The following is a 23,373-nucleotide window of genomic DNA, read 5'->3' as shown; positions in this document are numbered from 1 at the left end:
GTCGGCAAAACACGCCATCCGTTGGTCGATGCCGGCCATCAAAAATATTCCACTTTACCGAAATTCGGAAACGACGTATGTGTCGCCTCACTCCGGCCCAAGGAAGAGGGGCGTATCGCGATCGTCACGAACGCGGGCCGGGCGGCGGCGGACGCTGGGCACACCGGCGCGAACGGCTTCGCAGGGCGGGCAACCGTGAGCGAAGGCGTCGCGCACACGACCGGTGCGCTCTCGCGTACGGCAAAACCGTGTCGTCCTGACGCCCGGGGTCTGTGCGTCAAGTCTTGCGGTGATGTGGCGGCCCGACCGGGTCCGCGCATCTGTGAGGCGACGGGGGCAATAGTGCATCGCTCCCCGGGGAGAGCACGGCATAAGCCGTAAAACCGCTGCGCAGGGAAGGCCGGTTGTTTGGCTTCACCTGTATGCCGCTGTGCAGCTTTTCGTAGCGCAACTTTCGCACAGTGGACCGTGGGTGCCAGCCGGCACCCGGTCTTCCCTGCGCCCTCTTTCATAAGAGGGCAAGGCGATGAAGCAAAGCAAAGCTCGGGCGAACATGCCGCGAGGATGCGAGCCCATGCCAGTCCTTCAACGATGGTCGTGCCCCAGACGCAGCGCAGCGCCTCTTCGCGGTGCGCTGGAGGCGGGGCCTGTGCAACAGCGATGGGCGTAGCTTCCTTGGCTCTGCGAAGCGTCACTGCGTGCCGCACCGCGTCCGGGACACGAGAGGGAGGAGCGTTGTCGCCACACTCCGTCATTGCGAGCGCAGCGAAGCCATCCAGGATCTCTCCGCGGCGACAGTCTGGATTGCTTCGCTGTGCTCGCGATGACAGGGATGATGCAGCTGCGCGCCTCTTTGTGAGTTGTGCCTGCGCTGCGGACCGTTACCATGCCTCCGCTGCCGTGGAACACGGGAGCCGACATTGTGACCGGGAGGCGACATGAGTGGGCAGGAGCGTAAAGCAAAAGGATCGGACCTGTTTGTCGCCGCGCTGGAGAACGAAGGCGTCGACCGCATCTTCGGCGTGCCCGGCGAAGAAAATCTCGATGTGGTCGAATCGCTCCGTACCTCCAGGATCGAGCTGATCCTGACCCGCCATGAACAGGCCGCGGCCTTCATGGCCGCGACGTACGGGCGGCTGACCGGCAAGCCCGGTGTTTGTCTTTCGACGCTCGGTCCGGGCGCGCTCAATCTGTCGACGGGCGCGGCGTATGCGCATCTTGGTGCGATGCCGATGATTTTGATCACAGGCCAGAAGCCGATCATGAGCAGCCGGCAGGCGCGTTTCCAGATCGTCGACGTGGTTGCCTCCATGAAGCCGTTGACGAAGCTGTCGCGGCAGATCATCAGCGCCTCCAGCATCCCGACTGTGGTGCGCGATGCGTTTCGCGTGGCGATGGAGGAGCGGCCGGGGCCGGTGCACCTCGAATTGCCCGAGGACATCGCGGGCGATGAAGTGCCTGATGTCCCGATGATCCCGGTTCATCCGATCGAGATCCCGGTCGCCCATCGCGCCGCGCTCGATCGCGCTGCCGAGATGATTTTGGCTGCGAAGCACCCGCTGGTGATGATGGGCGCTGCGACCAGCCGGCCGCGCGCGACGCACGGCATCGCGACCTTCGTGCGGCGGACCGGCATTCCGTTCTTCACCACGCAAATGGGGAAGGGCACGGTGCCGGGCGGTACCAATCTCTACATGGGCACTGCCGCGCTGTCCGAACGCGACTACGTTCATGACGCGATCGACGCCGCCGATCTGATCGTCGCGATCGGCCACGACCCGATCGAGAAGCCGCCCTTCATCATGGGGCCCTCGGGCCCGAAGGTGATTCACGTCAGCTACACGCCGGCCAGCGTCGAGCAGGTGTATTTTCCGGATGCGGAAGTCGTCGGCGACGTCGGCCCGAGCCTGGAACTGCTCGCCGACCGGCTCGAAGGCAAGCTGCCGCAAGCCGCCGCGCTGCTGCCGCTGCGCGAAACGATTCTCGGCCGGATCGCCGATCGCGCCACTGAAGCGCGCTGGCCGCCGACGCCGCAACGCATCGTGCACGACATCCGGCAGGTCATTCCGGAGAACGGTATCGTCGCGCTCGACAACGGCATGTACAAGATCTGGTTTGCGCGCAACTATCGCACCCGCGTCGCCAACACGCTGCTGCTTGACAACGCGCTGGCGACGATGGGCGCCGGCCTGCCGTCGGCGATGATGGCCGCGATGCTCTATCCCGACCGCCGCGTGCTCGCGGTCGCCGGCGACGGCGGCTTCATGATGAACAGCCAGGAGATGGAGACCGCCGTCCGCCTCAAGCTCAACCTGGTCGTGCTGGTGCTCGAGGACAACGCCTATGGCATGATCCGCTGGAAACAGGCCGTCGACCATTTTGCCGATTTCGGCATGACCTTTGGCAATCCCGATTTCGTCCTGTACGCGCAGGCCTATGGGGCGAAGGGACATAGAATCGAGAGCATCGACAGTTTTGCTCCGACGCTCGATGCCGCCTTCAAGGAAGGCGGCGTGCATCTGGTCGTGATCCCGATCGATTATTCGGAGAATGTGCGGGTGCTCGTCGACGAGTTGCGGGCGCGGGAGAAGTAGCGCCCAGGCCATCGAATGGTCTCGGAGGATCATGGCAGCCATTCCTTGATATATATCGTGTTACGATATATTGGCAGGCACAAGAATCCCTCCCAAATCAAATCCTTCAAGAGCAGTTCATGCGCCAGACCGTGGACATTACCGGCGGCCTCCCGCGTCCTCGCGGCAAGCCCGGAGATTTCACCGCCGACCGCCGCGTGCTGGTCCTGATCGGCATGGCGGTGCTGGTCGGCAGCCTCGGCGCCGGAGCCGCGTGGGTGCTGCTGAAGCTGATTGCGCTGGTGACCAATCTGGTCTGGTTCGGTCATATCAGCACCGAGAATGTCTCGCTCGCGAACGCCCATCCGGGAATCTGGATGGTGCTGGCGCCGGCGCTCGGTGGCCTCGTGATCGGGCTGATGGCGCGGTTCGGCTCGGAGAAGATCCGCGGCCACGGCATCCCCGAAGCGATCGAGGCGATCCTGATCGGCGGCAGCCGGATGCAGCCGAAGGTCGCGATCCTGAAACCGCTGTCCTCGGCGGTGTCGATAGGAAGCGGCGGTCCGTTCGGCGCCGAGGGGCCGATCATCATGACCGGCGGTGCGATCGGCTCGATCTTCGCGCAGTGCTTCCATCTCACCGCAGCCGAGCGCAAGACGCTGCTGGTCGCCGGTGCCGCTGCCGGCATGACGGCGATCTTCGGCACGCCGATCGCGGCGGTCCTGCTCGCAGTCGAGCTGCTCCTGTTCGAATGGAAGCCGCGCAGCTTCCTGCCTGTCGTGACGGGGGCGGTGATCTCGGCGGCGTGGCGCCCGTTGCTGTTCGGGACAGGGCCATTGTTTCCGTTCGCGGAGCGGCCGGATCTGCCCTGGTGGGGACTGGCAGCTGCGGTCGGCGTCGGGATCGTGGCCGGCCTGCAATCCGGCCTGATGACGCGGCTGCTCTACGCGATCGAAGACCTGTTCGACCATCTGCCGGTGCACTGGATGTGGTGGCCGATGCTCGGCGGCCTCGCCGTTGGCCTCGGCGGGTTCATTGATCCGCGCGCGCTCGGCGTCGGTTACGACGTGATCGCCGATCTGTTGTCGGGTCACATGGCGCGCGACGAGGCGATCCGGCTGCTGCTGGTGAAGTCCGCGATCTGGGTGATCGCGCTGAGCTCGGGTACGTCAGGCGGCGTACTGGCGCCGCTGCTCATCCTCGGCGGCACGGCCGGCTGGATCGAGGGACTGGTGCTGCCCGGCGGAACGTCGTTCTGGGCGCTGGTCGGGATGGCCGCGATGATGGGCGGCACGATGCGCTCGCCGCTGACAGGCGTGATGTTCGCGATCGAGCTGACCGGTAACATCGACATGCTGCTGCCGTTGCTGGCGGCAACCGGCGCGGCGCATGCGGTTACCGTGCTGCTGCTGAAGCGCTCGATCCTGACCGAGAAGATTGCGCGCCGCGGTCAGCACATCACGCGCGAATACGCGATCGATCCATTCGAGCTGCTGCGCGCCGCCGATGTCATGGTGACGAATGTCGACACGCTGCCGGTCGACATGCCTGTCGACGCGGCGGTCGCTTTCTTCACCGCCGATCAGCGCCGTCACAAATCCTATCCGGTGGTCGCCGCCGACGGGCGGCTCGCCGGCATGGTCACCCGTGCCGACGTGCTGCGCTGGCGCACCGAGGGCGATCACCAGGCCGCAACGCTCGACGATGTCGTGTCGGATACGTCGGCAGTGGTGGCACATCCCGACGACGTCCTGGGGCGGGTCGCCGATCTCATGGTCGCCTCGGATATCGGCCGCTTGCCGGTGGTCGACCGCGCCAACCATCGTGTGGTGGGTCTGGTGGCGCGCAAGGATCTGCTGCGAATTCGCGCGGTCGTGAATGCGCAGGAGGAGGACCGCAACGCATATTTCCTGCGCGAAAAGGCGCTTGTGCCGGAGGCGCGGATCGCGGAAGCTCAGCCCCTCTGAATTCCAGCACCGAAATTCCAGCACCGACAGGAATGAGCATGACTCGCGTTCGCTGTATCACCGAGATGGGCATGGGCGTGGACGTCCACGGCAAGGACGCCACCAAAGCGGCCAAGCGCGCGGTGTCGGATGCCATCAGGCATTCGAGCCTCGGTTTCTTCCGGATGATCAACAAGACCGCGAACGACATGTTCGTCGACGTCACGATCGCCGTGCCGAATCCGGAAAGCGTGGACAAGGAAGCCGTCGCCAAGGAGCTGCCTTACGGCACGGTGACCGTCAACGCGGTCAAGGGTGGGCTGGAGATTCCCTCGGCCCCGGAACAGGGCAACGACCCCATCCTCATCGCCAATGCCGCCGTCATCGTCAGCTTCGAGCAGGATTGAGACTGTGTCCGACGGTGACGTGACGCTGCTGGATCGCCCGATCTGGAGCGCGCTCACGACCAGCCACAAACATCTGGCCGAAGGGGACCCGCGCGCGCTGCGCTACCCCGTGGACATGACGCCGTTTGCCGACATGGTCGACATGTCCGAGGCGAGCTTTGCCGCGCTCGGCGATCTTCTCTCCGGCTCGCAGGTCGCCGCGCTGTTTACGCCGGATACGGTCGACGTTCCCGCCGGCTTCAAGGTCGTGCTCGCCGGACCCTGCGAGCAGATGATCGGCTCGCCCGCCGACAGCCCGCTTCGCGACGCCGAGATCGTCAGGTTGGGTGCGGCCGACGTTCCCGCCATGATGGCGCTGACCGAGTTGACCAAGCCCGGTCCCTTCGCGCGACGCACGCACGAGCTCGGCACGTTCCTCGGCATCCGCACCGGCGGCGAATTGGTCGCGATGGCCGGCGAGCGCATGAAGCCGGGCAATTTCGTCGAGATGACGGCCGTCTGCGTCCACCCTGATCATCGGGGGCGAGGCTACGCGCAGGCACTGCTCGCGGCGGTCGCGCGCCAGATCGAGGCACGCGGCGAAATTCCGTTCCTGCACGTGTTTTCGAGCAACTCATCAGCCATCGCGCTGTACCTGCGGCAGGGGATGCGGATTCGGCGCCGCCTGCACATCACTGCGTTCATGAAACAGGACTGAGCTGCGCCGTTCGGACGGGCTTCATATCCGGCGAATTCACGCTATATCGATCCCAACCATCATTGGGGGAAGCACATGGACGCCAGAACACCTGATTTTTCCGCCACACGGACGGCAATGCAGCGTTACGTCGATCAGGAGATCATTCCTGGCGCATCCTGGGCGGTGCTGCGCGGGCGCGAGGTCGTCGATCAGCAATGCGTCGGTTTCGCCGATCGCGAGGCGAGTACCGCGCTGCGGCCCGATCACATTTTTCGGGCGTTTTCCAATACCAAGATCTTCGTCACCTGCGCGGTCATGCTGCTGGTCGAGGAAGGCCGCATCGGGCTTGATGATGTCGTCGAGAAATTCTTGCCGCAACTCGGCAATCGCAAGGTGCTGAAGCCGGGCGCTTCGAGCCTTGCCGACGTCGAGCCAGCCAAGAGCCCGATCACGGTCCGCCAGCTTCTCACCCATACGGCCGGCCTCAGCTACGGCATCTTCGATCCCGGCTCGGTGCTGTTCAAAGGCTATAACGAGGCGATCATCCTCAATCCGCTCACGCCGCTGACCGGCATGATCGACCAGCTCGCCGATCTGCCGCTGTCCTATCATCCCGGCTCGTCCTGGGAATATTCGGTTGCGACCGACGTGCTCGGGCGTGTCGTGGAGGTCGTCTCCGGCAAGCCGCTCGACGCCGTCTTCAAGGCGTGCATCTTCGAGCCGCTCGGCATGACCGACACCGGCTTCCACGTGCCGGACGCGCAGCAGGGCAGGTTGGTCGCGCTGTACAATGGTGCCGACGTGCTGGACCCGATGAAGCCCGGCCTCACCCGGGCCGACAATCTGCCTTATCCGCAGGCCTATCGACGGCAGTTCCCGCGGCTGTCGGGCGGCGGCGGGCTGGTCTCGACCTTGCCCGACATGCTCGCTTTGGTACGGGCGCTGCTACCCGGCCCGGATGCGCTGCTGAAGCCGGAGACGCTGCGGCAGATGATGACGAACCAGTTGCCCGCAGGCCAGACCATCCGCTTCGCCAATCTCGGCCCAATCCCCGGCAAAGGCTTTGGCCTCGGCGGCGCCGTCACCTTCGCGCCGATGCCGTTCGATCCCCCGAATTCCACCGGCGAATTCCAGTGGGGCGGCCTTGCCGGCACCCATTGGTGGATCTGCCCGCAGGCCAATACCGCCGGCGTGCTGATGACGCAGCGCTACATGGGTTTCTGGAATCCGTTCTTCTTCGAATTCAAGCGTCTGGCCTATCAGGCCGTCGGAAGCTGAGCGCGAAAAAAATTGCACGGTGCCGCGAATCGTTTCGGGTCGTCGCGCCCTCTCTTGATGGTCGGGGCATTTTGCTTCGGCTCATCTCGGAGGATGTGATGGCATTTTACAGGAAGAACATCGGCGGCCTGCATCAGGCGGTGCGGATTGCCTTAGGCGTCGCGGTGACGGTCGCCGCATTCGTGTATCTCAGCGGTGCTGCGGCGTGGCTGGTTGCGTTCGGCGGCGCCGGCTTCGCGCTGACCGGCCTGGTCGGCTATTGTCCGATCTGCGCGATGGCCGGCATCGGAAGGGGAGGGGTGTCGTGAGAGCCGCCGTGATCTCGCCAAACCTGTTCGAGGCCGCGCGCCTCGGCGATCCCCAGGCGATCGCGTCTCTGCTCAAGACGGCGCAGCCGAACATCCGTCGCTATGCCCGCGCCACCTGCCGCAGCTCGGCGGATGCCGAGGATGCGACGCAGGAGGCGCTGTGGATCCTGTTTCGCCATGTCGGCACGATCCGCTCGTGGCTCGCGTTTTCGGCCTGGCTGTTCAGCGTGGTCCGCCGCGAATGCCTGCGGCTCGCCCGCAAGGCGGGGCTCGCGCCGGCGATTGACGACGGAGAGGCGGAGGCGCTGCTGCTGTCGCGCCCAGAAGCCGATTTGCGGCTCGACGTCGCGGCAGCCTTCGAGGCGCTGCCGCCGCACTACCGCGATGTCGCGCTGATGCGCGACGTCAAGGAAATGACCATCGACGAAATCGCCGTCGCACTCGATACGACAAGGCAAACCGTGAAGGCACGCCTGCATCGCGCCCGCGCCCTGATGCGCGAATATCTGACGAGGTGAGCCATGACCTGTTATCAAAGCCCTGACGATCTGAAATCGATCCCGGACTTCGTGGCGCTCGCGCCGGTCGAGGCCAGCGCGTTCCTTGCGTTCAACCACGCGGTCGAGCGCAAGGACGGATTGATCCCGCCAAAATATCGCGAGCTGATCTCCCTCGCGGTCGCACTCACCACGCAATGCGCCTATTGCCTCGACGTGCACACGGCGCAGGCGGCGAAGGCCGGTGCAACGCGCGAGGAAGTCGCGGAGGCCGCATTGATTGCGGCGGCTGTTCGCGCCGGCGGCACGCTCGGCCATGCACTGTTGGCGCAGCGCCTGTTCGAGCGACATCGGAGCGAGGGCACGGGATGAACGAGCGCGGGTCGGCGGCTGGATCGTACGCGTGAACAACTATCTCGGCCTCGACGGATTTCGCTTCGGCTGGGTCGCTGCCTGGATCGACGCGAGCGGCGATCATGGCTTCGATTATTCACCCGGCCTGACGCGCTTGCTCGCGATGCCGCACGCGCGTGCGATGATCGATATGCCGATCGGATTGAAGCCGAGCGGCTATCGCATCTGCGATTTGCGCGCACGCGAGCTGGTCGGTCCCGCCGTGTTTCTCGGCGCGCGCCGAGACCTCTGGACATTTGCCGACATGGCGGCAGCCAATCGCCACTATTGGGAGCGCGAAGGCAAGGGCAGGGGCGTATCGGCACAGCTCTGGAATATCAGAGACAAGATCAGGGACGTCGACGGGATCATGACGCCGGCGCGGCAGGCGACGATCGGCGAAGCGCATCCGGAATTGATCTTCTGGAATCTCGCAGGGTGTGTCCGGCTTGCGAAGAAGACATCCGCGGAAGGCCGTGAGCAGCGCATCGCGCTCCTCGCGCAACGCGGCTTCACGCGCCTGCCGAAATGGTTGACCCAACGTCACGGCACCGGCATCGGCCGCGACGATCTTATCGACGCCTGTGCTTGCACCGTCGCGGCACGCGACAGCACGCAACGTGTCGGCGAGGAGGAGGACCCGCACGGACTGCGGATGGAGATCAACTATTGAGGCGGGCAGCCGGCTCATGAGCCGGGAAAAAGCGGCAATTTATTTGAAGCCTGCAGGAACTGTCGATGGTCGGCCCGCGTTCCCCGTGCGAACCGATGTGAGAGAAGCTCGTGCGATGAATGATACCAGTCAGTTCGCGACCGCGATGCTCGCGCTTGTTTTCACCGGAGCGCTGCTCGTTACCGGGCAGCGCTTCATCGAGCAGCGCGTACAGCGCGATATGACTTACGCCACCAGCCATTTGCTACGGCCATTGTGACCTGATCCCGGTGCGGGAAATCGATCTGAGCACTCGACCTTGCGTCGTTCGTCCGCTCGCCTAGATTAGGCGGCGTCTCATGAACGAAGCCGGGGTCCCGATGTCCGATCTGTCCGCCTTTCCCATCACCAAGCGCTGGCCAGCCAAGCACCCGGAGTTGCTCCAGCTTTATTCGCTGCCGACGCCGAACGGCGTCAAGGTCTCGATCATGCTGGAAGAGATCGGGCTTCCTTACGAAGTCCACCTCGTCGATTTCGGCAAAGACGATCAGAAGACGGCGGAATTCCTCTCGCTTAATCCGAACGGCAAGATCCCGGCGATCCTCGATCCGAACGGTCCCGGCGGTAGGCCGCTGCCGCTGTTCGAGTCCGGGGCGATCCTGCAGTACCTCGCGGAGAAGACCGGCAAGCTGCTGCCGCAGGATGCGGCGCGCCGTTACCAGACGCTCGCGTGGCTGCATTTCCAGATGGGCGGCATCGGGCCGATGTTCGGCCAGGTCGGCTTTTTCCACAAATTCGCCGGCAAGGATTTCGAGGACAAGCGGCCGCTCGGGCGCTACGCGGGCGAGGCCAAGCGCCTGCTCGGCGTGATGGAGACGCATCTTACCGGCCGGCAATGGTTCATGGATGACGACTACACCATCGCCGACATTTCCATGCTCGGCTGGGTGCGCAACCTCGTCGGGTTCTACGGCGCCGGCGATCTCGTAGAATTCGGCCAATTCAAGTCGGTGGGCGCCTGGCTCGAACGCGGCCTTGCGCGTCCTTCCGTCCAGAGCGGGCTGAACATTCCGAAGCGGCCTTAGGGCTAGAACAGCCGTCCGCCGTTCGGCACGGGCTTGCTCGGCTGCACCAGCACGACCTTGCCCTCGGCATCGGGGAAACCGAGCGTCAGTACCTCCGAGACGACCGGACCGATCTGGCGCGGCGGGAAATTGACGACGGCCGCGACCTGTTGGCCGACCAGCGTCTCAAGCGGATGGTTTTCGGTGATCTGCGCCGAGCTCTTGCGCACGCCAATCGCGGGACCGAAGTCGATCCACAGACGCCAGGCCGGCTTGCGCGCCTCCGGGAACGGTTTTGCATCGACGATGGTGCCGACGCGAATATCGACCGCGAGGAAGCTGTTGAAGTCGATGGTCGGCGACGCGGTCGCGGCTGGATCGTGGGTGACGTGCATGGAGTGTCCGTTCGGAGAGTTGGCGTCGTTCGCAATATTGTCGCGCGAACCGGAGTTGCGTACAACGCTTGGGGATCACGATACGACGCATGCGCGAGGAACGTCTTGCCCAACATCATCTACGGCATCAAGAACTGCGACACCATGAAGAAGGCGCGCGCCTGGCTCGACACCCATGGCGTGACTTACACGTTTCACGACTACAAGACGGAGGGGGTGGAGAAGGACAAGCTCAAGCAGTGGAGCGACAAGGTCGGCTGGGAGACGCTGCTCAATCGCGCCGGGACGACCTTCAGGAAGCTTCCCGATGCCGACAAGGAAGGCTTGAGCGAGAAGAAGGCGCTGGTGTTGATGCTAGCGCAACCATCGATGATCAAGCGGCCGGTGCTGGAAATTGGCGGCAAGGTGCTGGTCGGCTTCAAGCCGGAGATCTACGCCAAGGATTTCGGCGCCAAATCGCGCTGACGGCTAGTTCAGCTCGATGATCGCGGTGGTGACACCGGAGCCCGACTGGTCCGCGAACTCGACCAGTTCGGCGGGCGCGATGCGGCCGGGAGCGCGATGGAACAGGTCGCGGTCGATCACCGCGCGCGATCTCGGGCGCGGCAGCGCGTCATTTCCGCGCATCAGGTTCTTGATCTCGAAGCCGCCATCCTCGCAGAAGGTCTTGAGCGATGCGATGATGTGACAGATATTGCCGTCGACCTGGAACGGCAGCAGCAAGCGCTCATAGGCGACGATCCGCCCGTAAATGTCGTCGACGTCGGCAACGCTGTAGACGGGCAGGCCGCGCGCCACGCATTCATAATAGACCGGCATCACAAAGGGCACGAGTCGCGGCCCGATATAGTCGTCGAGCAGAACGCCTTTGCCCGTGTGTCCATAGGCGCGCGAGATGCGCGTACCTTCGCTCTGGATGGTCAGACGCGGCTTCGGCGCCGAAATGTCGACCGTATAATAGATGAGATCGGAGAGCTCTTCCTCGAGCCGCTCGGGCTGGTACTCCCAGATCGCCGGGGCCATCTGCTCGCGCGCATAAAGCCGCAGCCACGTGTTCAGGAGATCACGCTGCCTGATCGACTTCACCACAGAAGGAGCGGCGCTTGCAAAATCCACGATAATATTCCCGACGTATAAAACCCGCGCATGATCCTGGTTGCGGGAAAATTTTCTATGAAGGCTGGCGCATGGACCGAAAGACCGTTAACGACGGCTTGATGACCGGCGCCTTGCGACCGGGAGGCTGGGCAGGCGACATCAAAACACGTCCGACTAAGGGAGCATAAGTCTCCCGGCCGGAGGCCTGACCTGCTCAGCTTTCCGCCTTGCCTAACCCCCGTCACCTCCGGCATATTCCGCGCCCGGAGGCGGCGTTCCGGAGAGGCTCCAAGGCCTCCGGAAAAAGGCCTCCGGAAACCGAAGCAACAAGGACAGCCACGCGTGTTGCGCGGGCAGGGGGAAAACTGTTTGGCCGATGAGTTCATTCTCGAAACGGAAGGCTTGACCAAGGAGTTCGCGGGCTTCTTCGCCGTCCGGGACGTTGCGCTCAAGGTTCGCCGTGGGAGCATTCACGCGTTGATCGGCCCCAACGGCGCCGGCAAGACGACGTGCTTCAATCTTTTGACCAAGTTCCTCAAGCCGTCTGCCGGAAAAATCCTATACAAGGGGCAGGACATCACCACGATGGCGCCCGCCGACGTGGCTCGCCTGGGGCTGGTTCGTTCGTTCCAGATCTCGGCGGTATTTCCGCATCTCACCGCGCTGGAAAATGTCCGCGTCGCGCTTCAGCGCCAGCACGGCAGCTCCTTCGATTTCTGGCGCTCCAAGTCCGTGCTCAACCAATTCAACGATCGCGCGCGCGAATTGTTGAACGATGTCGGCCTCAGCGAGTTCGCCAATACGCCCGCGGTCGAGATGCCTTACGGGCGCAAGCGCGCACTGGAGATCGCAACCACGCTTGCACTCGACCCCGAGATGATGCTGCTGGACGAGCCGATGGCCGGCATGGGCCACGAGGACATCGACAAGATCGCCGCGCTGATCAAGCGCATCTCCGCGAAGTATACCATCCTGATGGTCGAGCATAATCTGAGCGTCGTGGCCAACCTCTCCGACATCATCACCGTGCTGACGCGCGGGCAGGTGCTCGCGCAAGGCCATTACAGCGAACTCACCAAGGACGAACGCGTCAAGGAAGCCTATCTGGGAGCCGGTCATGGTTGAGACTGCAACCGCGCAAGCTCCCGCAAAGACCGCAAGCGGCGGCAACATCCTTCAGGTCCGCAACCTGGAAGCCTGGTACGGCGAGTCCCACATCCTGCACGGGATCAATTTCGACGTGAATGCGGGCGAGGTCGTCACGCTGCTCGGGCGCAACGGCGCCGGCAAGACCACCACGCTGAAGTCGATCATGGGCATCATCGGCAAGCGTACCGGCTCGGTGAAGTTCAACAACCAGGACATCATCCGTACGACCTCGGACAAGATCGCGCGCATGGGCATCGCGTTCTGTCCGGAAGAGCGGGGGATATTCTCCAGCCTCGACGTGCGGGAGAACCTGATGCTGCCGCCGGTGGTGCGCCCAGGGGGATTGCCGCTCGAGCAGATCTTCGATCTGTTTCCGAACCTGAAGGAACGGCTCAACAGCCAAGGAACCAAACTCTCCGGCGGTGAGCAGCAGATGCTCGCGATCGCGCGCATCCTACGCACCGGCGCGAACTTCCTGATGCTGGACGAGCCGACCGAGGGTCTCGCGCCCGTCATCATCCAGCAGATCGGCCACACCATTGCGCGGCTCAAGAAGGAGGGTTTTACGATCCTCCTGGTCGAGCAGAACTTCCGCTTCGCATCCACCGTCGCCGACCGCTATTACGTGGTCGAGCACGGCAAGATCATTGACGGATTTTCCAATGCGGAGCTTGCCGCCAACATGGACAAGCTCCACACCTATCTCGGCGTTTAAAGCATGATCCGGAAAAGTGTGTAGCGGTTTTCCGAAAGATCATGCTCAACAAAAGAACTGCGAACGAGAAAATTCAAAAGGAAAGTTGCATGAAGACCATGTCGATTGCGTCATTGCTGCTGACCACCGCGCTCACCTTCGCCGTAACGGGCGTCGCGTCCGCGCAGGACAAGACCGTCAAGATCGGCGCGCTGTCCGATCAGTCCGGGCTCTACGCCGACCTCGGCGGACCGGGCTCGACGCTCGCCGCGCAGATGGCCATTGAAGATTCCGGCCTGGCTGCGAAGGGCTGGAAGATCGACCTCATCTCGGGCGATCACCAGAACAAGCCCGACATCGGCACCGCGATCGCGCGGCAATGGTTCGACGTCGACAAGGTCGACATCATCGTCGACGTGCCGAATTCCGGCGTGGCGCTGGCCGTCAACAACGTCGTCAAGGAGAAGAACGGCGTCTACATCAACTCGGGTGCGGCGACCTCCGACCTCACCAATGCGCAGTGCTCGCCGAATACCGTGCACTGGACCTACGACACTTACATGCTGGCGCATACCACCGGCCAGGCGCTGGTGAAGGCCGGTGGCGACACCTGGTTCTTCCTGACCGCGGACTACGCCTTCGGCGCGGCGCTGGAGCGCGACACCACTGCGGTCATCACCGCCAATGGCGGCAAGGTGGTCGGCAGCGTCAAGCATCCGCTGAACACGCCGGACTTCTCGTCCTTCCTGCTCCAGGCGCAAGCCTCCAAGGCCAAGATCATCGGCCTTGCCAATGCCGGCGGCGACACCACCAACACGATCAAGCAGGCGGCCGAGTTCGGCATCGTCAAGGGCGGTCAGAAGCTCGCGGCGCTGCTGCTGTTCCTCACCGACGTCAAGGCGATCGGGCTCGAGACCGCGCAGGGCCTCAACTTCACCGAGACCTTCTACTGGGACATGAACGACCAGACCCGGGCGTTCTCCAAGCGCTTCGCCGAGAGGATGAAGAGCAACGCGCCGCCCACCATGGTGCAGGCCGGCGTCTATGCGGGCGTGCGTCACTATTTCAAGGCACTGGAAGCGCTCGGCGGCAACCCGCATGACGGCGCCAAGGTCGTCGAGAAGATGAAGTCGATGCCGACGGAAGACGATCTGTTCGGCAAGGGCGAGATCCAGCCCAACGGCCGCACCATCCACAATGCCTATCTGTTCGAGGTGAAGAAGCCCTCCGAGTCCAAGGGACCGTGGGACTTCTACAAGCTGGTCGGCACGGTGCCGGGCGACCAGGCTTTCACGCCGCTGTCCGAGAGCAAGTGCGCGCTCTTGAAGAAGTAAGATAACCGCCCGCAGGCCATCAGGCCTGCGGGCGACTTTCAGGGAACGCCGAAGGGACCGGGTGCGGGATCGATGCAGGCTCTTTACGCTCAGCTACTGGTGGGACTGATCAACGGCTCGTTCTACGCGCTGCTCAGTCTCGGGCTTGCCGTGATCTTCGGCATGCTCAACATCATCAATTTCGCCCATGGTGCGGTCTACATGATGGGCGCGTTCGCTGCCTATTTCCTGCTGAACCTCGGCGGCATCAACTACTGGTGGGCGTTGCTGCTTGCGCCGATCATCGTCGGCATCTTCGGCATGATCCTGGAGCGGACCATGCTGCAATGGCTGACCGGGCTGGATCATCTCTACGGTCTGCTTCTGACCTTCGGCATTGCGCTGATTGTGCAGGGCGTGTTCCAGAACTACTTCGGCTCCTCCGGCCTGCCTTACGCCATTCCGGACCAGCTCAAGGGCGGCATGAATCTCGGCTTCATGTTCCTGCCCGTCTATCGCGGCTGGGTCGTCATCTTCTCGCTGGCGGTCTGCATCGCGACCTGGTTCCTGATCGAGAAGACACGGCTCGGCGCTTATTTGCGCGCAGCCACCGAAAACCCGACGCTGGTGCGCGCCTTCGGCGTCAACGTGCCGCGCATGATCACGCTGACCTACGGCCTCGGTGTCGGCCTTGCCGCGCTCGCCGGCGTGCTGTCGGCGCCGATCAACCAGGTGCGGCCGCTGATGGGAGCCGACCTCATCATCGTCGTGTTCGCGGTGGTCGTGATCGGCGGCATGGGATCTATCATGGGCTCCATCATCACCGGCTTCGCGCTCGGTGTGATCGAGGGCATGACCAAGTATTTCTACCCCGAGGCCTCCAACACCGTCGTGTTCGTGCTGATGGTGCTGGTGCTCTTGGTGAAGCCAACGGGATTGACGGGAAGGGCGGCCTGATATGACAGCCTTGACGGACGACACACTGCCGGCGCCCCCGCGCGCGATCCGCGACGAGATGATCGTGTTCGTGGTGATGGCGCTGCTGCTGGCTGCGGTGCCATTCAGCGGCATCTATCCGTTCTTCGTGATGCAGGCGCTGTGCTTCGCGCTGCTGGCCTGTGCATTCAATCTCCTGATCGGCTATGGCGGCCTGCTCTCGTTCGGCCACGCGATGTTCATGGGCACCGCCGGCTATTGCAGCGCGCACGCGCTGAAAGTGTGGGCGTTGCCGCCGGAACTCGGCATCCTCGTCGGCATTGCCGCGGCGTTCGGGCTCTCGCTCATCACCGGCTTCATCTCGATCCGCCGCCAGGGCATCTATTTCTCGATGATCACGCTGGCGCTGTCGCAGCTGCTGTACTTCATCTACCTCCAGGCGCCGTTCACCCATGGTGAGGACGGCATCCAGGGCATCCCGCAGGGCCGCATGTTCGGCGTGTTCGATCTGACCAAGCCGACCGTGCTCTACTACGTGGTGCTGGTCGGCTTCCTCGCCGGCTTCCTGCTGATCTACCGCATCATCAATTCGCCTTTCGGCGAAGTCCTGAAGGCGATCCGTGAGAACGAGCCGCGCGCGATCTCGCTCGGTTACCGGACCGATCAGTACAAGTTCCTGGCTTTCGTCCTGTCGGGCACGCTCGCCGGCTTTGCGGGATCGCTGAAGGTGTTCGTGGCGCAGAACGCTTCGCTCACCGACGTGCACTGGTCGATGTCCGGCGAGGTGGTGCTGATGACGCTGGTCGGCGGGCTCGGGACCATCTTCGGGCCCGTGGTCGGTGCCTTCGCGATCATCGCCATGCAGCAATATCTGGCGAGCTTCGGCCAGTGGGTGACGGTGATCCAGGGCTCGATCTTCGTGATCTGTGTGCTCACCTTCCGCCGTGGCGTCATCGGCGAAATCGCGCATTACCTCCGGCGTTCGCTGTAAGCCATTGATGTAGCAGAAAAATCGTTGGCGCGCGAAAGCGGTGGATGATCCGACTCCACGGGCGTGAGGTGGCACGCGCGTGGATCGAAAATGGTCTATGACAGTTTCATGACGGCCCGCTTGGGCTAGGCCATTATCCAACCGGTAGTCTCTCCCCCATGATGCGATTGTTTCGCGCTTTCCTGCCCAAGGAAGAACGGTTCTTCGACCTGTTCGACCGCCACGCCCAGACCGTGATTCAGGGCTCGATCGCGCTCCAGGGCATGCTCAACGGGGGCGCGGAGACGCCGGTCTATTGCCAGCGCGTCAACCAGTTCGAGAACGATGCCGACAACATCACCCGCGAGGTGCTGACGGCGGTGCGCCGCACCTTCATCACCCCGTTCGACCGCGGCGACATCAAGAACCTGATCACCTCGATGGACGACGCCATCGACCAGATGCAGCAGACCGCCAAGGCCGTGATGCTGTTCGAGGTTCGCATCTTCGAGCCGCCGATGCGCGAGATCGGCGTGCTCTTGGTGGAATGCGCCAATCTGGTCGGTCGCGCGTTGCCGCTGATGCAGGCGATCGGTCAGAACGTGGCCATGCTGACTGCGATCACGGAAGAATTGACCAAGCTCGAGGGGCGCGTCGACGATCTCCAGGATATCGGGCTGAAGGAACTATTCCTCAAGCATCGCGACGGCAACGCGATGGATTTCATCGTCGGCGCGGAGATCTACGACCATCTCGAGAAAGTCGCCGACCGCTTCGACGACGTCGCGAACGAGATCAACAGCATCGTCATCGAGCAAGTTTAGGGCAGGGGCCGCGCGGTGGATGTTGCGTTGGGTCTTCCCGTCCTGGTCGGACTGATCGCCGTCGCGCTGTTGTTCGACTTCCTGAACGGCCTGCATGACGCCGCCAATTCGATCGCGACCATCGTCTCGACCCGCGTGCTGCGGCCGCAATTCGCGGTGTTCTGGGCCGCGTTCTTCAATTTCGTCGCCTTCATGGTGTTCGGGCTGCACGTCGCCCAGACCATCGGCACCGGCATCATCGATCCCGCGATCGTGGATGCCCAGGTGATCTTCGCGGCGCTGGTCGGCGCCATCGTCTGGAACCTCGTGACATGGGCGCTCGGCATCCCATCGTCTTCGTCCCACGCATTGATCGGCGGTCTATTTGGTGCCGGCGTGGCCAAAGCCGGCCTTTCGGCGGCGGTCTGGAGCGGATTGTCCAAGACGGTGATCGCGATCGTGCTGTCTCCGCTCGTCGGCTTCCTGCTCGCGATGGTACTGGTTGCAATCGTCTCCTGGGCCTCGGTGCGCTCCACCCCCTTTGCCGTCGATCGCGCCTTCCGCATTCTGCAGTTCGCCTCTGCTTCGCTCTATTCGCTCGGCCATGGTGGCAATGACGCGCAGAAGACCATGGGCATCATCGCCGTGCTGCTCTATTCGCAGGGCCAACTTGGCGGCGAATTCTTCGTGCCCTTCTGGGTGGTGCTCTCCTGCCAGGCGGCCATGGCAATGGGCACGCTGATGGGTGGTTGGCGCATTGTCCGCACGATGGGATTGCGGATTACAAAACTGACCCCGATGCAGGGCTTTTGCGCCGAGACCGGCGGTGCCGCGACCCTGTTCATGGCGACCTTTCTCGGTGTTCCCGTCTCGACCACCCACACCATCACCGGCGCGATCGTCGGCGTCGGCGCCGCCCGCCGCCTCTCGGCGGTGCGCTGGAATGTCGCCAGCTCGATCGTCTATGCCTGGGTCATCACGATGCCGGCCTCCGCCATCGTCGCCGCGCTGACCTGGTGGGCAGTACAGATCTTCATCAGGTAACGAGCTTCAGCCCGACAATCCCGGCGACGATCAGCCCGATGCTGGCGAGGCGGAACGCGGTGGCCGGCTCGCCGAACAGGATGATGCCGAGCGTCGCGGTGCCGACCGCGCCGATGCCGGTCCAGACTGCATAAGCGGTTCCAATCGGCAGCGATTTGAGGGCAAGCCCAAGCAGGATAATGCTGCCGGCCATGGCCCCGAGCGTGAGGACAGACGGGACGAGCTTCGTAAATCCCTCGGTGTATTTGAGGCCGATCGCCCAGGCGATCTCCAGGAGACCGGCGACGAACAGGATGCTCCAGGCCATGGCGACCCTCCCTTCGAGGCAGGGTCGTCCCCGCGACTGGCGTGCTGATGGGCGGGAAGGCCGTCCTTCCCAAGCCCTGATCCAAGCCCGATATGGGGCTGGCCGGAAGGCACTGCAATCACCAAATGAGGCTTGATAAGGCTCATTTTCCCTGCCAAACGCTGCCGCAATGTCCGACATCGCCACCACAGCCGAATCGCCGGCCCGTTCCCCGCTTGCCGCTGAAGTGTCGCGGCGGCGGACCTTTGCGATCATTTCGCATCCGGACGCCGGCAAGACCACGCTGACCGAAAAGCTGCTGCTGTTCGGCGGCGCCATCAATCTGGCCGGCCAGGTCAAGGCCAAGGGCGAGCGGCGCAACACGCGTTCGGACTGGATGAAGATCGAGCGCGAGCGCGGCATCTCGGTCGTGACCTCGGTCATGACCTTCGAGTTCGAGGGCCTCGTGTTCAATCTGCTGGACACGCCGGGCCACGAGGACTTTTCGGAAGACACCTATCGCACGCTCACGGCTGTCGATTCCGCCGTCATGGTGATCGACGCGGCCAAGGGCATCGAGGCGCGCACCCGAAAGCTGTTCGAGGTGTGTCGTCTTCGGGACATCCCGATCATCACCTTCATCAATAAGATGGACCGCGAGAGCCGCGATGTCTTCGAGCTCCTCGACGAGATCGAGAAGACGCTGGCGCTCGACACCACGCCGATGACCTGGCCGGTCGGCCGCGGTCGCGAGTTCCTCGGTACCTACGACGTCGTCAATGGCGGCGTGCGCCTGCTCGAAGGCGGCGGCGCCAAGACCGGCGCGGCGCAGCAGATCGAGATTGCCGAGCTCGCCAAGCTCAATGCCAATCTCGATGTGTCAGCGGTCAAGGACGAGCTCGATCTCGTCACCGCGGCGTCAAAACCGTTCGAGCTCGAAGCGTTTCGCGAGGGCCATCTGACGCCGGTCTATTTCGGCAGTGCGCTGCGCAATTTCGGCGTCGGCGACCTGCTGCAAGGCCTCGGCATGTTCGCGCCCGAGCCGCGCGCGCAGGAGAGCGACCAGCGCAGGGTCGAAGCCACCGATCCGCGCATGAGCGCCTTCGTGTTCAAGATCCAGGCCAACATGGATCCGAATCACCGCGACCGCATCGCCTTTGCGCGTCTGTGCTCCGGCAAGCTCAGCCGCGGCATGAAGGCGAAGCTCGTGCGCACCGGCAAGAGCATGCCGCTGTCCAGCCCGCAATTCTTCTTCGCGCAGGACCGTTCGGTTGCGGACGAGGCTTATGCCGGCGACGTCGTCGGCATTCCCAATCATGGCACGCTGCGCATCGGCGACACGTTGACCGACGGTGAGGATTTTAACTTCGTCGGCGTGCCGAGCTTTGCGCCGGAAATCGTCCGCCGGGTGCGTCTCACCGATGCGATGAAGGCGAAGAAGCTGAAGGAAGCGCTTCAGCAGATGTCGGAAGAGGGCGTGGTGCAGGTGTTCCGCCCGCGCGACGGCGCACCCGCGCTGGTTGGCGTCGTCGGTGCGCTCCAGCTCGACGTGCTGAAGGCGCGGCTGGATGCGGAATATTCGCTGCCGGTCGAGTTCGAGGTGAGCGAGTTCCAGCTTGCGCGCTGGGTCTCCTCGGACGACCGCAAGAAGCTCGACACCTTCATCGCCGCCAACACATCCAGCATCGCCGACGATGTCGATGGCGATCCCGTGTATCTGGCGAGGAACGAGTTCTACCTCGGCTACACCCGGGAACGGGCCGAAGGCATTGAGTTCACCAACGTCAAGGACGTCAAGAAGAAGGGCTAGCGTGCGCGCAAACGGGTCGCGCGCGAGCACGTGAATGCGCGGGGACTTGACGTGTGCACTGACGATGCCACCTTTCTCCATGTGGCACTGTGAGCTCGCATGATGTGGCGCGGCATCCTTGTTTTCCTCCTGCTGGCGATCTCGACGATCGCCGCGGACGCGCGGCCCCGGCAGATCAACCCCATACCGTTTTCGCACGAGCCATGCAGCGTGCTCGACGGCAGGCCCTGCACGCCGTCCTATTGCAGCCCGCTCGAGCCTGGTCCCTGTATTCCCGAGATCGATTATCCCTACGGACAGAACCTCCAACTCACGATCCAAAGCGTACCGGCGGAGGCCGATCGCGCCAAATACCAAAAGCCCGATCACGATCTCGACACGATCGGCGATCTCTTCGCCGAGCTGCGCACCTGCTGGTCGCCGCCATCGGACAATACGCGGGCGGGCATGCAGATGGCGGTGCGTTTCAGCTTCAACAAGGCGGGTGGACTGATCGGTCCGCCGCGCCTGACCTTTGCGACCTCGGGCGTTCCCGCCGAGATTAGAACCACCTACCTCAATGCGATCAAATCATCGTTGAACGCCTGCCTGCCGCTGAAATTCACGGGCGGTCTTGGCGGTGCCCTCGCCGGACGGCCGATCGCGATCCGGTATGTCGACAATCGCGAGATCGGCAAGTAGCGCATCAGTTGCGACCTGCCGCCAATCGATGATACGCCATGGGCTGGGGCACTGGTTGGGGAGAATCTCGTGGGTCTGCTGGTCATGATCCTGGGGCTTGCGCTGTTTTTCGCGGCCCATGTTTTCACGACGAAACGCGAGGCGCGCGCGCAGGCGATCGCGAGACTGGGCGAGGGGACCTACAAGATCCTTTACTCGCTTGTCTCGCTCGCGGGGCTCGCGCTGATCATCTGGGGCTTCGCCCACTACCGTGCGACCGGTTGGATCGACGTCTGGTATCCGCCGAAGGCACTGAAGCACATCACGCTCGCGCTGATGTTGCCCGCGGTCATCCTTGTGGTTGCGTCATATCTGCGCGGCCGCATCTATGCGACGCTGAAGCATCCGATGCTGGCCGGCATCAAGCTGTGGGCGGCGGCGCATCTGTTGGCCAATGGCGATCTCGGCTCCGTCATCCTGTTCGGCTCCTTCCTGGGCTGGGCGGTGTACGATCGCATTACGCTGAAGCGTCGCACCGATGGTGGCGGCCCGCCGATTCCAGTGGGCGGCGTCACCAATGATCTGATCGCGGTCGCGGTCGGAATCGTCGCTTATCTGGCGCTGGCTTTTGCGTTCCATCCGGTCGTGATCGGTGTTCCCGTGATCGGCAGCTAGCCGATCAGCACAAGACAGGACCGGCATGCCCATGCGCGGAAGGTAACAAGAGCAACAAGCCAAGGGCATTCCGATGGACTGGTCGCAATCTCAGATCCCGCCGATGCGGTTCGAGGCGCGCTTCGGCGATCGGGTAGTGCCGGCATTTTGCGATCGGCCGTCGAGCCTGTGGGCGATGATTGCGGACGCCTGCGCCCGCAATGGCGACGGTGAAGCGCTGATCTCAGGCAATGTCCGGCTGCGCTGGGGGCAGGCCGCGGAGCAGGCCGCGCGGATCGCGGCCGGCTTTCGCAAGCTCGGACTGCAGCGTGGCGATCGTGTCGCGATCCTGCTCGGCAACCGCGTCGAATTTCCGCTGTTGCTGTTCGCTGCCGCTCATGAGGGGCTGGTCACGGTGCTGCTCGGCACGCGGCAGCAGAAGCCGGAAATCGCCTATGTGCTCGCCGACTGCGGCGCCAAGATCCTGATCCACGAGGCGGCACTTGCGGAGCGGCTGCCGGATGCGCGGGATGTGCCTGATGTGATCCACCGCATCGCGGTCGACAACGATCCGGCTCTGTCGCATTTCGCGGCGCTCGCCGACAACGCGCCGGCCCCGGCGCCGGTCGAGACCAGCGAGGAGGACACCGCGATGATCCTCTACACCTCGGGCACGACAGGCAAGCCGAAGGGCGCGATGCTGGCCCATTGCAACGTTGTCCATTCCTCGATGATCTTTGTGTCCTGCCTGCAATTGACGCAGGCGGACCGTTCAATCGCGGCGGTGCCGCTCGGCCACGTCACCGGCGTCGTCGCCAACATCACGACGATGATCTGCTGCGGCGGCGCGCTGATCATCATGCCGGAATTCAAAGCCGCCGAATACCTCAAGCTCGCCGCGCGCGAGCGCGTCACCTACACGGTGATGGTGCCGGCGATGTACAATCTCTGCCTGCTCCAGCCCGATTTCGACAGCTATGATCTCTCAAGCTGGCGCATCGGTGGTTTTGGCGGCGCACCGATGCCGGTTGCCACCATCGAGAAGCTCAAGGCGATAATTCCCGGGCTCGAACTGACGAACTGCTACGGCGCGACCGAGACGACATCGCCGTCAACGATCATGCCTGGCGAGTTGACGGCAAGCCATATCGACAGCGTCGGCCTGCCGTGTCCGGGTGCGCGTATCCTGGCAATGGGGGCGGACGGGCATGAGCTGCCGCATGGCGAAATCGGCGAGCTCTGGATCCAGAGTGCCTCCGTCATCAAGGGCTATTGGAACAATCCGAAGGCCACGGCCGAAAGTTTTACCAGCGGGTTCTGGCATTCCGGCGATCTCGGCTCGGTCGACAACGAGGGATTTGTCCGGGTGTTCGACCGGCAGAAGGACATGATCAACCGTGGCGGCCTCAAGATCTATTCGGCCGAGGTCGAATCCGTGCTGGCCAGCCATCCCGCCGTGGTCGAAAGCGCGATCGTTGCCAAGACATGCCCGGTGCTGGGCGAACGCGTTCACGCGGTGGTGGTGACGCGCGCGCTGGTGGACAGCGAGGCCTTGCGCGCCTGGTGCGCGGAACGGCTGTCCGACTACAAGGTCCCCGAAACCATGGTGATCACCGCCGAGCCGTTGCCGCGCAATGCCAACGGCAAGGTGCTGAAGCGGCAGTTGCGGGAACTCCTGGGAACCTGAGCCGGGCAGGTGGTCTTTCCGGGCTGTCCCGGGTGGTTAACGCCTTGATCGGGCTCGCTTTGCCTTGCCACGGCCAT

General features: G+C 63.6%; 26 protein-coding genes. 23 read left to right on the top strand and 3 right to left on the bottom strand.

Features of this window, described 5'->3' with window-relative positions; translation table 11 throughout:
• Positions 1-938: 938 nt before the first annotated feature.
• The 11 genes from ABIB00_RS05715 to ABIB00_RS05665 all read left to right on the top strand — a co-directional run bounded on the left by ABIB00_RS05715 (position 939) and on the right by ABIB00_RS05665 (position 9,818).
• On the top strand, positions 939-2,594 hold the full coding sequence (locus ABIB00_RS05715; RefSeq protein ID WP_247346137.1) for an acetolactate synthase large subunit: 1,656 nt from the start codon (positions 939-941) through the stop codon (positions 2,592-2,594).
• Positions 2,595-2,713: 119 nt separating this feature from the next.
• Positions 2,714-4,540, top strand: coding sequence for a chloride channel protein (locus ABIB00_RS05710; protein ID WP_354103665.1), 1,827 nt, complete (start codon positions 2,714-2,716; stop codon positions 4,538-4,540).
• Between the two features lie 38 nt (positions 4,541-4,578).
• Positions 4,579-4,926, top strand: a complete 348-nt coding sequence (locus ABIB00_RS05705) for a Lin0512 family protein (RefSeq protein WP_354103664.1) — start codon at positions 4,579-4,581, stop codon at positions 4,924-4,926.
• A 4-nt stretch (positions 4,927-4,930) separates the two neighbouring features.
• Positions 4,931-5,623 (top strand): GNAT family N-acetyltransferase, encoded by a 693-nt coding sequence (locus ABIB00_RS05700; RefSeq protein ID WP_354103663.1) that lies wholly within the window; start codon positions 4,931-4,933, stop codon positions 5,621-5,623.
• A 75-nt stretch (positions 5,624-5,698) separates the two neighbouring features.
• Entirely contained in the window at positions 5,699-6,883 is a 1,185-nt protein-coding gene (locus tag ABIB00_RS05695) for a serine hydrolase domain-containing protein (RefSeq protein WP_354103662.1), read from the top strand.
• A 98-nt stretch (positions 6,884-6,981) separates the two neighbouring features.
• The gene (locus ABIB00_RS05690) at positions 6,982-7,191 is read left to right on the top strand and encodes a YgaP family membrane protein (RefSeq protein ID WP_247446864.1); all 210 of its coding nucleotides are present in this window, start codon (positions 6,982-6,984) and stop codon (positions 7,189-7,191) included.
• Complete coding sequence (locus ABIB00_RS05685; protein WP_247446865.1) at positions 7,188-7,709, top strand: RNA polymerase sigma factor; 522 nt, start codon at positions 7,188-7,190, stop codon at positions 7,707-7,709. Before ABIB00_RS05690 ends, ABIB00_RS05685 begins: the two co-directional genes overlap by 4 nt.
• Positions 7,710-7,712: 3 nt before the next feature.
• The gene (locus ABIB00_RS05680; RefSeq protein WP_354103661.1) at positions 7,713-8,060 is read left to right on the top strand and encodes a carboxymuconolactone decarboxylase family protein; all 348 of its coding nucleotides are present in this window, start codon (positions 7,713-7,715) and stop codon (positions 8,058-8,060) included.
• 31 nt (positions 8,061-8,091) lie between these two features.
• Positions 8,092-8,754 (top strand): DUF429 domain-containing protein, encoded by a 663-nt coding sequence (locus ABIB00_RS05675; RefSeq protein ID WP_354103660.1) that lies wholly within the window; start codon positions 8,092-8,094, stop codon positions 8,752-8,754.
• 16 nt (positions 8,755-8,770) lie between these two features.
• Positions 8,771-9,013 carry a hypothetical protein gene (locus ABIB00_RS05670; protein ID WP_354103659.1) on the top strand — a complete coding sequence of 81 codons (243 nt, stop codon included), beginning with the start codon at positions 8,771-8,773 and terminating at the stop codon, positions 9,011-9,013.
• A gap of 100 nt (positions 9,014-9,113) precedes the next feature.
• Positions 9,114-9,818, top strand: a complete 705-nt coding sequence (locus tag ABIB00_RS05665) for a glutathione S-transferase family protein (RefSeq protein WP_354103862.1) — start codon at positions 9,114-9,116, stop codon at positions 9,816-9,818.
• Positions 9,819-9,820: 2 nt separating this feature from the next.
• On the opposite strand, the gene ABIB00_RS05660 is transcribed toward ABIB00_RS05665, so the two are convergent.
• On the bottom strand, positions 9,821-10,192 hold the full coding sequence (locus ABIB00_RS05660; protein ID WP_247346167.1) for a tRNA-binding protein: 372 nt from the start codon (positions 10,190-10,192) through the stop codon (positions 9,821-9,823).
• 105 nt (positions 10,193-10,297) lie between these two features.
• Here ABIB00_RS05660 and ABIB00_RS05655 point away from each other — a divergent pair, with 105 nt between their 5' ends.
• On the top strand, positions 10,298-10,657 hold the full coding sequence (locus ABIB00_RS05655) for an ArsC family reductase (protein ID WP_247346170.1): 360 nt from the start codon (positions 10,298-10,300) through the stop codon (positions 10,655-10,657).
• Positions 10,658-10,660: 3 nt separating this feature from the next.
• Here the strand turns inward: ABIB00_RS05655 and ABIB00_RS05650 are convergent, their stop codons facing one another.
• On the bottom strand, positions 10,661-11,308 hold the full coding sequence (locus tag ABIB00_RS05650; RefSeq protein ID WP_247346173.1) for a hypothetical protein: 648 nt from the start codon (positions 11,306-11,308) through the stop codon (positions 10,661-10,663).
• Between the two features lie 351 nt (positions 11,309-11,659).
• On the opposite strand from ABIB00_RS05650, the gene ABIB00_RS05645 reads away from it, so the two are divergent.
• From ABIB00_RS05645 to ABIB00_RS05615, 7 genes are all read left to right on the top strand, one after another.
• The gene (locus ABIB00_RS05645; RefSeq protein WP_247346176.1) at positions 11,660-12,415 is read left to right on the top strand and encodes an ABC transporter ATP-binding protein; all 756 of its coding nucleotides are present in this window, start codon (positions 11,660-11,662) and stop codon (positions 12,413-12,415) included.
• Complete coding sequence (locus tag ABIB00_RS05640; protein ID WP_247346178.1) at positions 12,408-13,154, top strand: ABC transporter ATP-binding protein; 747 nt, start codon at positions 12,408-12,410, stop codon at positions 13,152-13,154. Before ABIB00_RS05645 ends, ABIB00_RS05640 begins: the two co-directional genes overlap by 8 nt.
• Positions 13,155-13,243: 89 nt before the next feature.
• On the top strand, positions 13,244-14,467 hold the full coding sequence (locus tag ABIB00_RS05635; RefSeq protein WP_354103658.1) for an ABC transporter substrate-binding protein: 1,224 nt from the start codon (positions 13,244-13,246) through the stop codon (positions 14,465-14,467).
• A gap of 72 nt (positions 14,468-14,539) precedes the next feature.
• Positions 14,540-15,403, top strand: coding sequence for a branched-chain amino acid ABC transporter permease (locus ABIB00_RS05630; RefSeq protein ID WP_354103657.1), 864 nt, complete (start codon positions 14,540-14,542; stop codon positions 15,401-15,403).
• Between the two features lies 1 nt (position 15,404).
• Complete coding sequence (locus tag ABIB00_RS05625; RefSeq protein ID WP_247446872.1) at positions 15,405-16,373, top strand: branched-chain amino acid ABC transporter permease; 969 nt, start codon at positions 15,405-15,407, stop codon at positions 16,371-16,373.
• Between the two features lie 158 nt (positions 16,374-16,531).
• Positions 16,532-17,176, top strand: coding sequence for a DUF47 domain-containing protein (locus tag ABIB00_RS05620; protein WP_354103656.1), 645 nt, complete (start codon positions 16,532-16,534; stop codon positions 17,174-17,176).
• A 15-nt stretch (positions 17,177-17,191) separates the two neighbouring features.
• Positions 17,192-18,199, top strand: coding sequence for an inorganic phosphate transporter (locus tag ABIB00_RS05615; protein ID WP_247346195.1), 1,008 nt, complete (start codon positions 17,192-17,194; stop codon positions 18,197-18,199).
• On the opposite strand, the gene sugE is transcribed toward ABIB00_RS05615, so the two are convergent.
• The gene (sugE, locus tag ABIB00_RS05610) at positions 18,192-18,506 is read right to left on the bottom strand and encodes a quaternary ammonium compound efflux SMR transporter SugE (RefSeq protein ID WP_247346198.1); all 315 of its coding nucleotides are present in this window, start codon (positions 18,504-18,506) and stop codon (positions 18,192-18,194) included. The two genes, ABIB00_RS05615 and sugE, sit on opposite strands and share 8 nt — an antisense overlap.
• 169 nt (positions 18,507-18,675) lie before the next feature.
• Between sugE and ABIB00_RS05605 the strand changes: the two genes are divergently transcribed.
• The 4 genes from ABIB00_RS05605 (at position 18,676) to ABIB00_RS05590 (ending at position 23,296) form a co-directional block, all read left to right on the top strand.
• On the top strand, positions 18,676-20,295 hold the full coding sequence (locus ABIB00_RS05605; RefSeq protein WP_354103655.1) for a peptide chain release factor 3: 1,620 nt from the start codon (positions 18,676-18,678) through the stop codon (positions 20,293-20,295).
• A 102-nt stretch (positions 20,296-20,397) separates the two neighbouring features.
• Entirely contained in the window at positions 20,398-20,976 is a 579-nt protein-coding gene (locus ABIB00_RS05600; RefSeq protein ID WP_354103861.1) for a UCP034077 family protein, read from the top strand.
• 69 nt (positions 20,977-21,045) lie between these two features.
• Positions 21,046-21,630, top strand: a complete 585-nt coding sequence (locus tag ABIB00_RS05595; RefSeq protein ID WP_354103654.1) for an NnrU family protein — start codon at positions 21,046-21,048, stop codon at positions 21,628-21,630.
• Between the two features lie 73 nt (positions 21,631-21,703).
• Positions 21,704-23,296: a class I adenylate-forming enzyme family protein gene (locus ABIB00_RS05590; protein ID WP_354103653.1), complete on the top strand. Its 1,593-nt coding sequence runs from the start codon at positions 21,704-21,706 to the stop codon at positions 23,294-23,296.
• Positions 23,297-23,373: the final 77 nt, after the last annotated feature.

The sequence above is a fragment of the Bradyrhizobium sp. LB14.3 genome (genome assembly GCF_040547985.1).
GTDB lineage: Bacteria > Pseudomonadota > Alphaproteobacteria > Rhizobiales > Xanthobacteraceae > Bradyrhizobium.
This window is presented reverse-complemented; position numbering and strand designations above follow the sequence as displayed.

What these genes read in the sequence shown, in the direction of transcription:
- ABIB00_RS05600 (WP_354103861.1), top strand. Translation starts at nt 20,398, where the DNA reads ATGTGGCGCGGCATCCTTGTTTTCCTCCTGCTGGCGATCTCGACGATC.
- ABIB00_RS05715 (WP_247346137.1), top strand. Translation starts at nt 939, where the DNA reads ATGAGTGGGCAGGAGCGTAAAGCAAAAGGATCGGACCTGTTTGTCGCC.
- ABIB00_RS05705 (WP_354103664.1), top strand. Translation starts at nt 4,579, where the DNA reads ATGACTCGCGTTCGCTGTATCACCGAGATGGGCATGGGCGTGGACGTC.
- ABIB00_RS05625 (WP_247446872.1), top strand. Translation starts at nt 15,405, where the DNA reads ATGACAGCCTTGACGGACGACACACTGCCGGCGCCCCCGCGCGCGATC.
- ABIB00_RS05710 (WP_354103665.1), top strand. Translation starts at nt 2,714, where the DNA reads ATGCGCCAGACCGTGGACATTACCGGCGGCCTCCCGCGTCCTCGCGGC.
- ABIB00_RS05635 (WP_354103658.1), top strand. Translation starts at nt 13,244, where the DNA reads ATGAAGACCATGTCGATTGCGTCATTGCTGCTGACCACCGCGCTCACC.
- ABIB00_RS05670 (WP_354103659.1), top strand. Translation starts at nt 8,771, where the DNA reads ATGAGCCGGGAAAAAGCGGCAATTTATTTGAAGCCTGCAGGAACTGTC.
- ABIB00_RS05660 (WP_247346167.1), bottom strand. Translation starts at nt 10,192, where the DNA reads ATGCACGTCACCCACGATCCAGCCGCGACCGCGTCGCCGACCATCGAC.
- ABIB00_RS05630 (WP_354103657.1), top strand. Translation starts at nt 14,540, where the DNA reads ATGCAGGCTCTTTACGCTCAGCTACTGGTGGGACTGATCAACGGCTCG.
- ABIB00_RS05695 (WP_354103662.1), top strand. Translation starts at nt 5,699, where the DNA reads ATGGACGCCAGAACACCTGATTTTTCCGCCACACGGACGGCAATGCAG.
- sugE (WP_247346198.1), bottom strand. Translation starts at nt 18,506, where the DNA reads ATGGCCTGGAGCATCCTGTTCGTCGCCGGTCTCCTGGAGATCGCCTGG.
- ABIB00_RS05680 (WP_354103661.1), top strand. Translation starts at nt 7,713, where the DNA reads ATGACCTGTTATCAAAGCCCTGACGATCTGAAATCGATCCCGGACTTC.
- ABIB00_RS05665 (WP_354103862.1), top strand. Translation starts at nt 9,114, where the DNA reads ATGTCCGATCTGTCCGCCTTTCCCATCACCAAGCGCTGGCCAGCCAAG.
- ABIB00_RS05620 (WP_354103656.1), top strand. Translation starts at nt 16,532, where the DNA reads ATGATGCGATTGTTTCGCGCTTTCCTGCCCAAGGAAGAACGGTTCTTC.
- ABIB00_RS05690 (WP_247446864.1), top strand. Translation starts at nt 6,982, where the DNA reads ATGGCATTTTACAGGAAGAACATCGGCGGCCTGCATCAGGCGGTGCGG.
- ABIB00_RS05640 (WP_247346178.1), top strand. Translation starts at nt 12,408, where the DNA reads ATGGTTGAGACTGCAACCGCGCAAGCTCCCGCAAAGACCGCAAGCGGC.
- ABIB00_RS05605 (WP_354103655.1), top strand. Translation starts at nt 18,676, where the DNA reads ATGTCCGACATCGCCACCACAGCCGAATCGCCGGCCCGTTCCCCGCTT.
- ABIB00_RS05590 (WP_354103653.1), top strand. Translation starts at nt 21,704, where the DNA reads ATGGACTGGTCGCAATCTCAGATCCCGCCGATGCGGTTCGAGGCGCGC.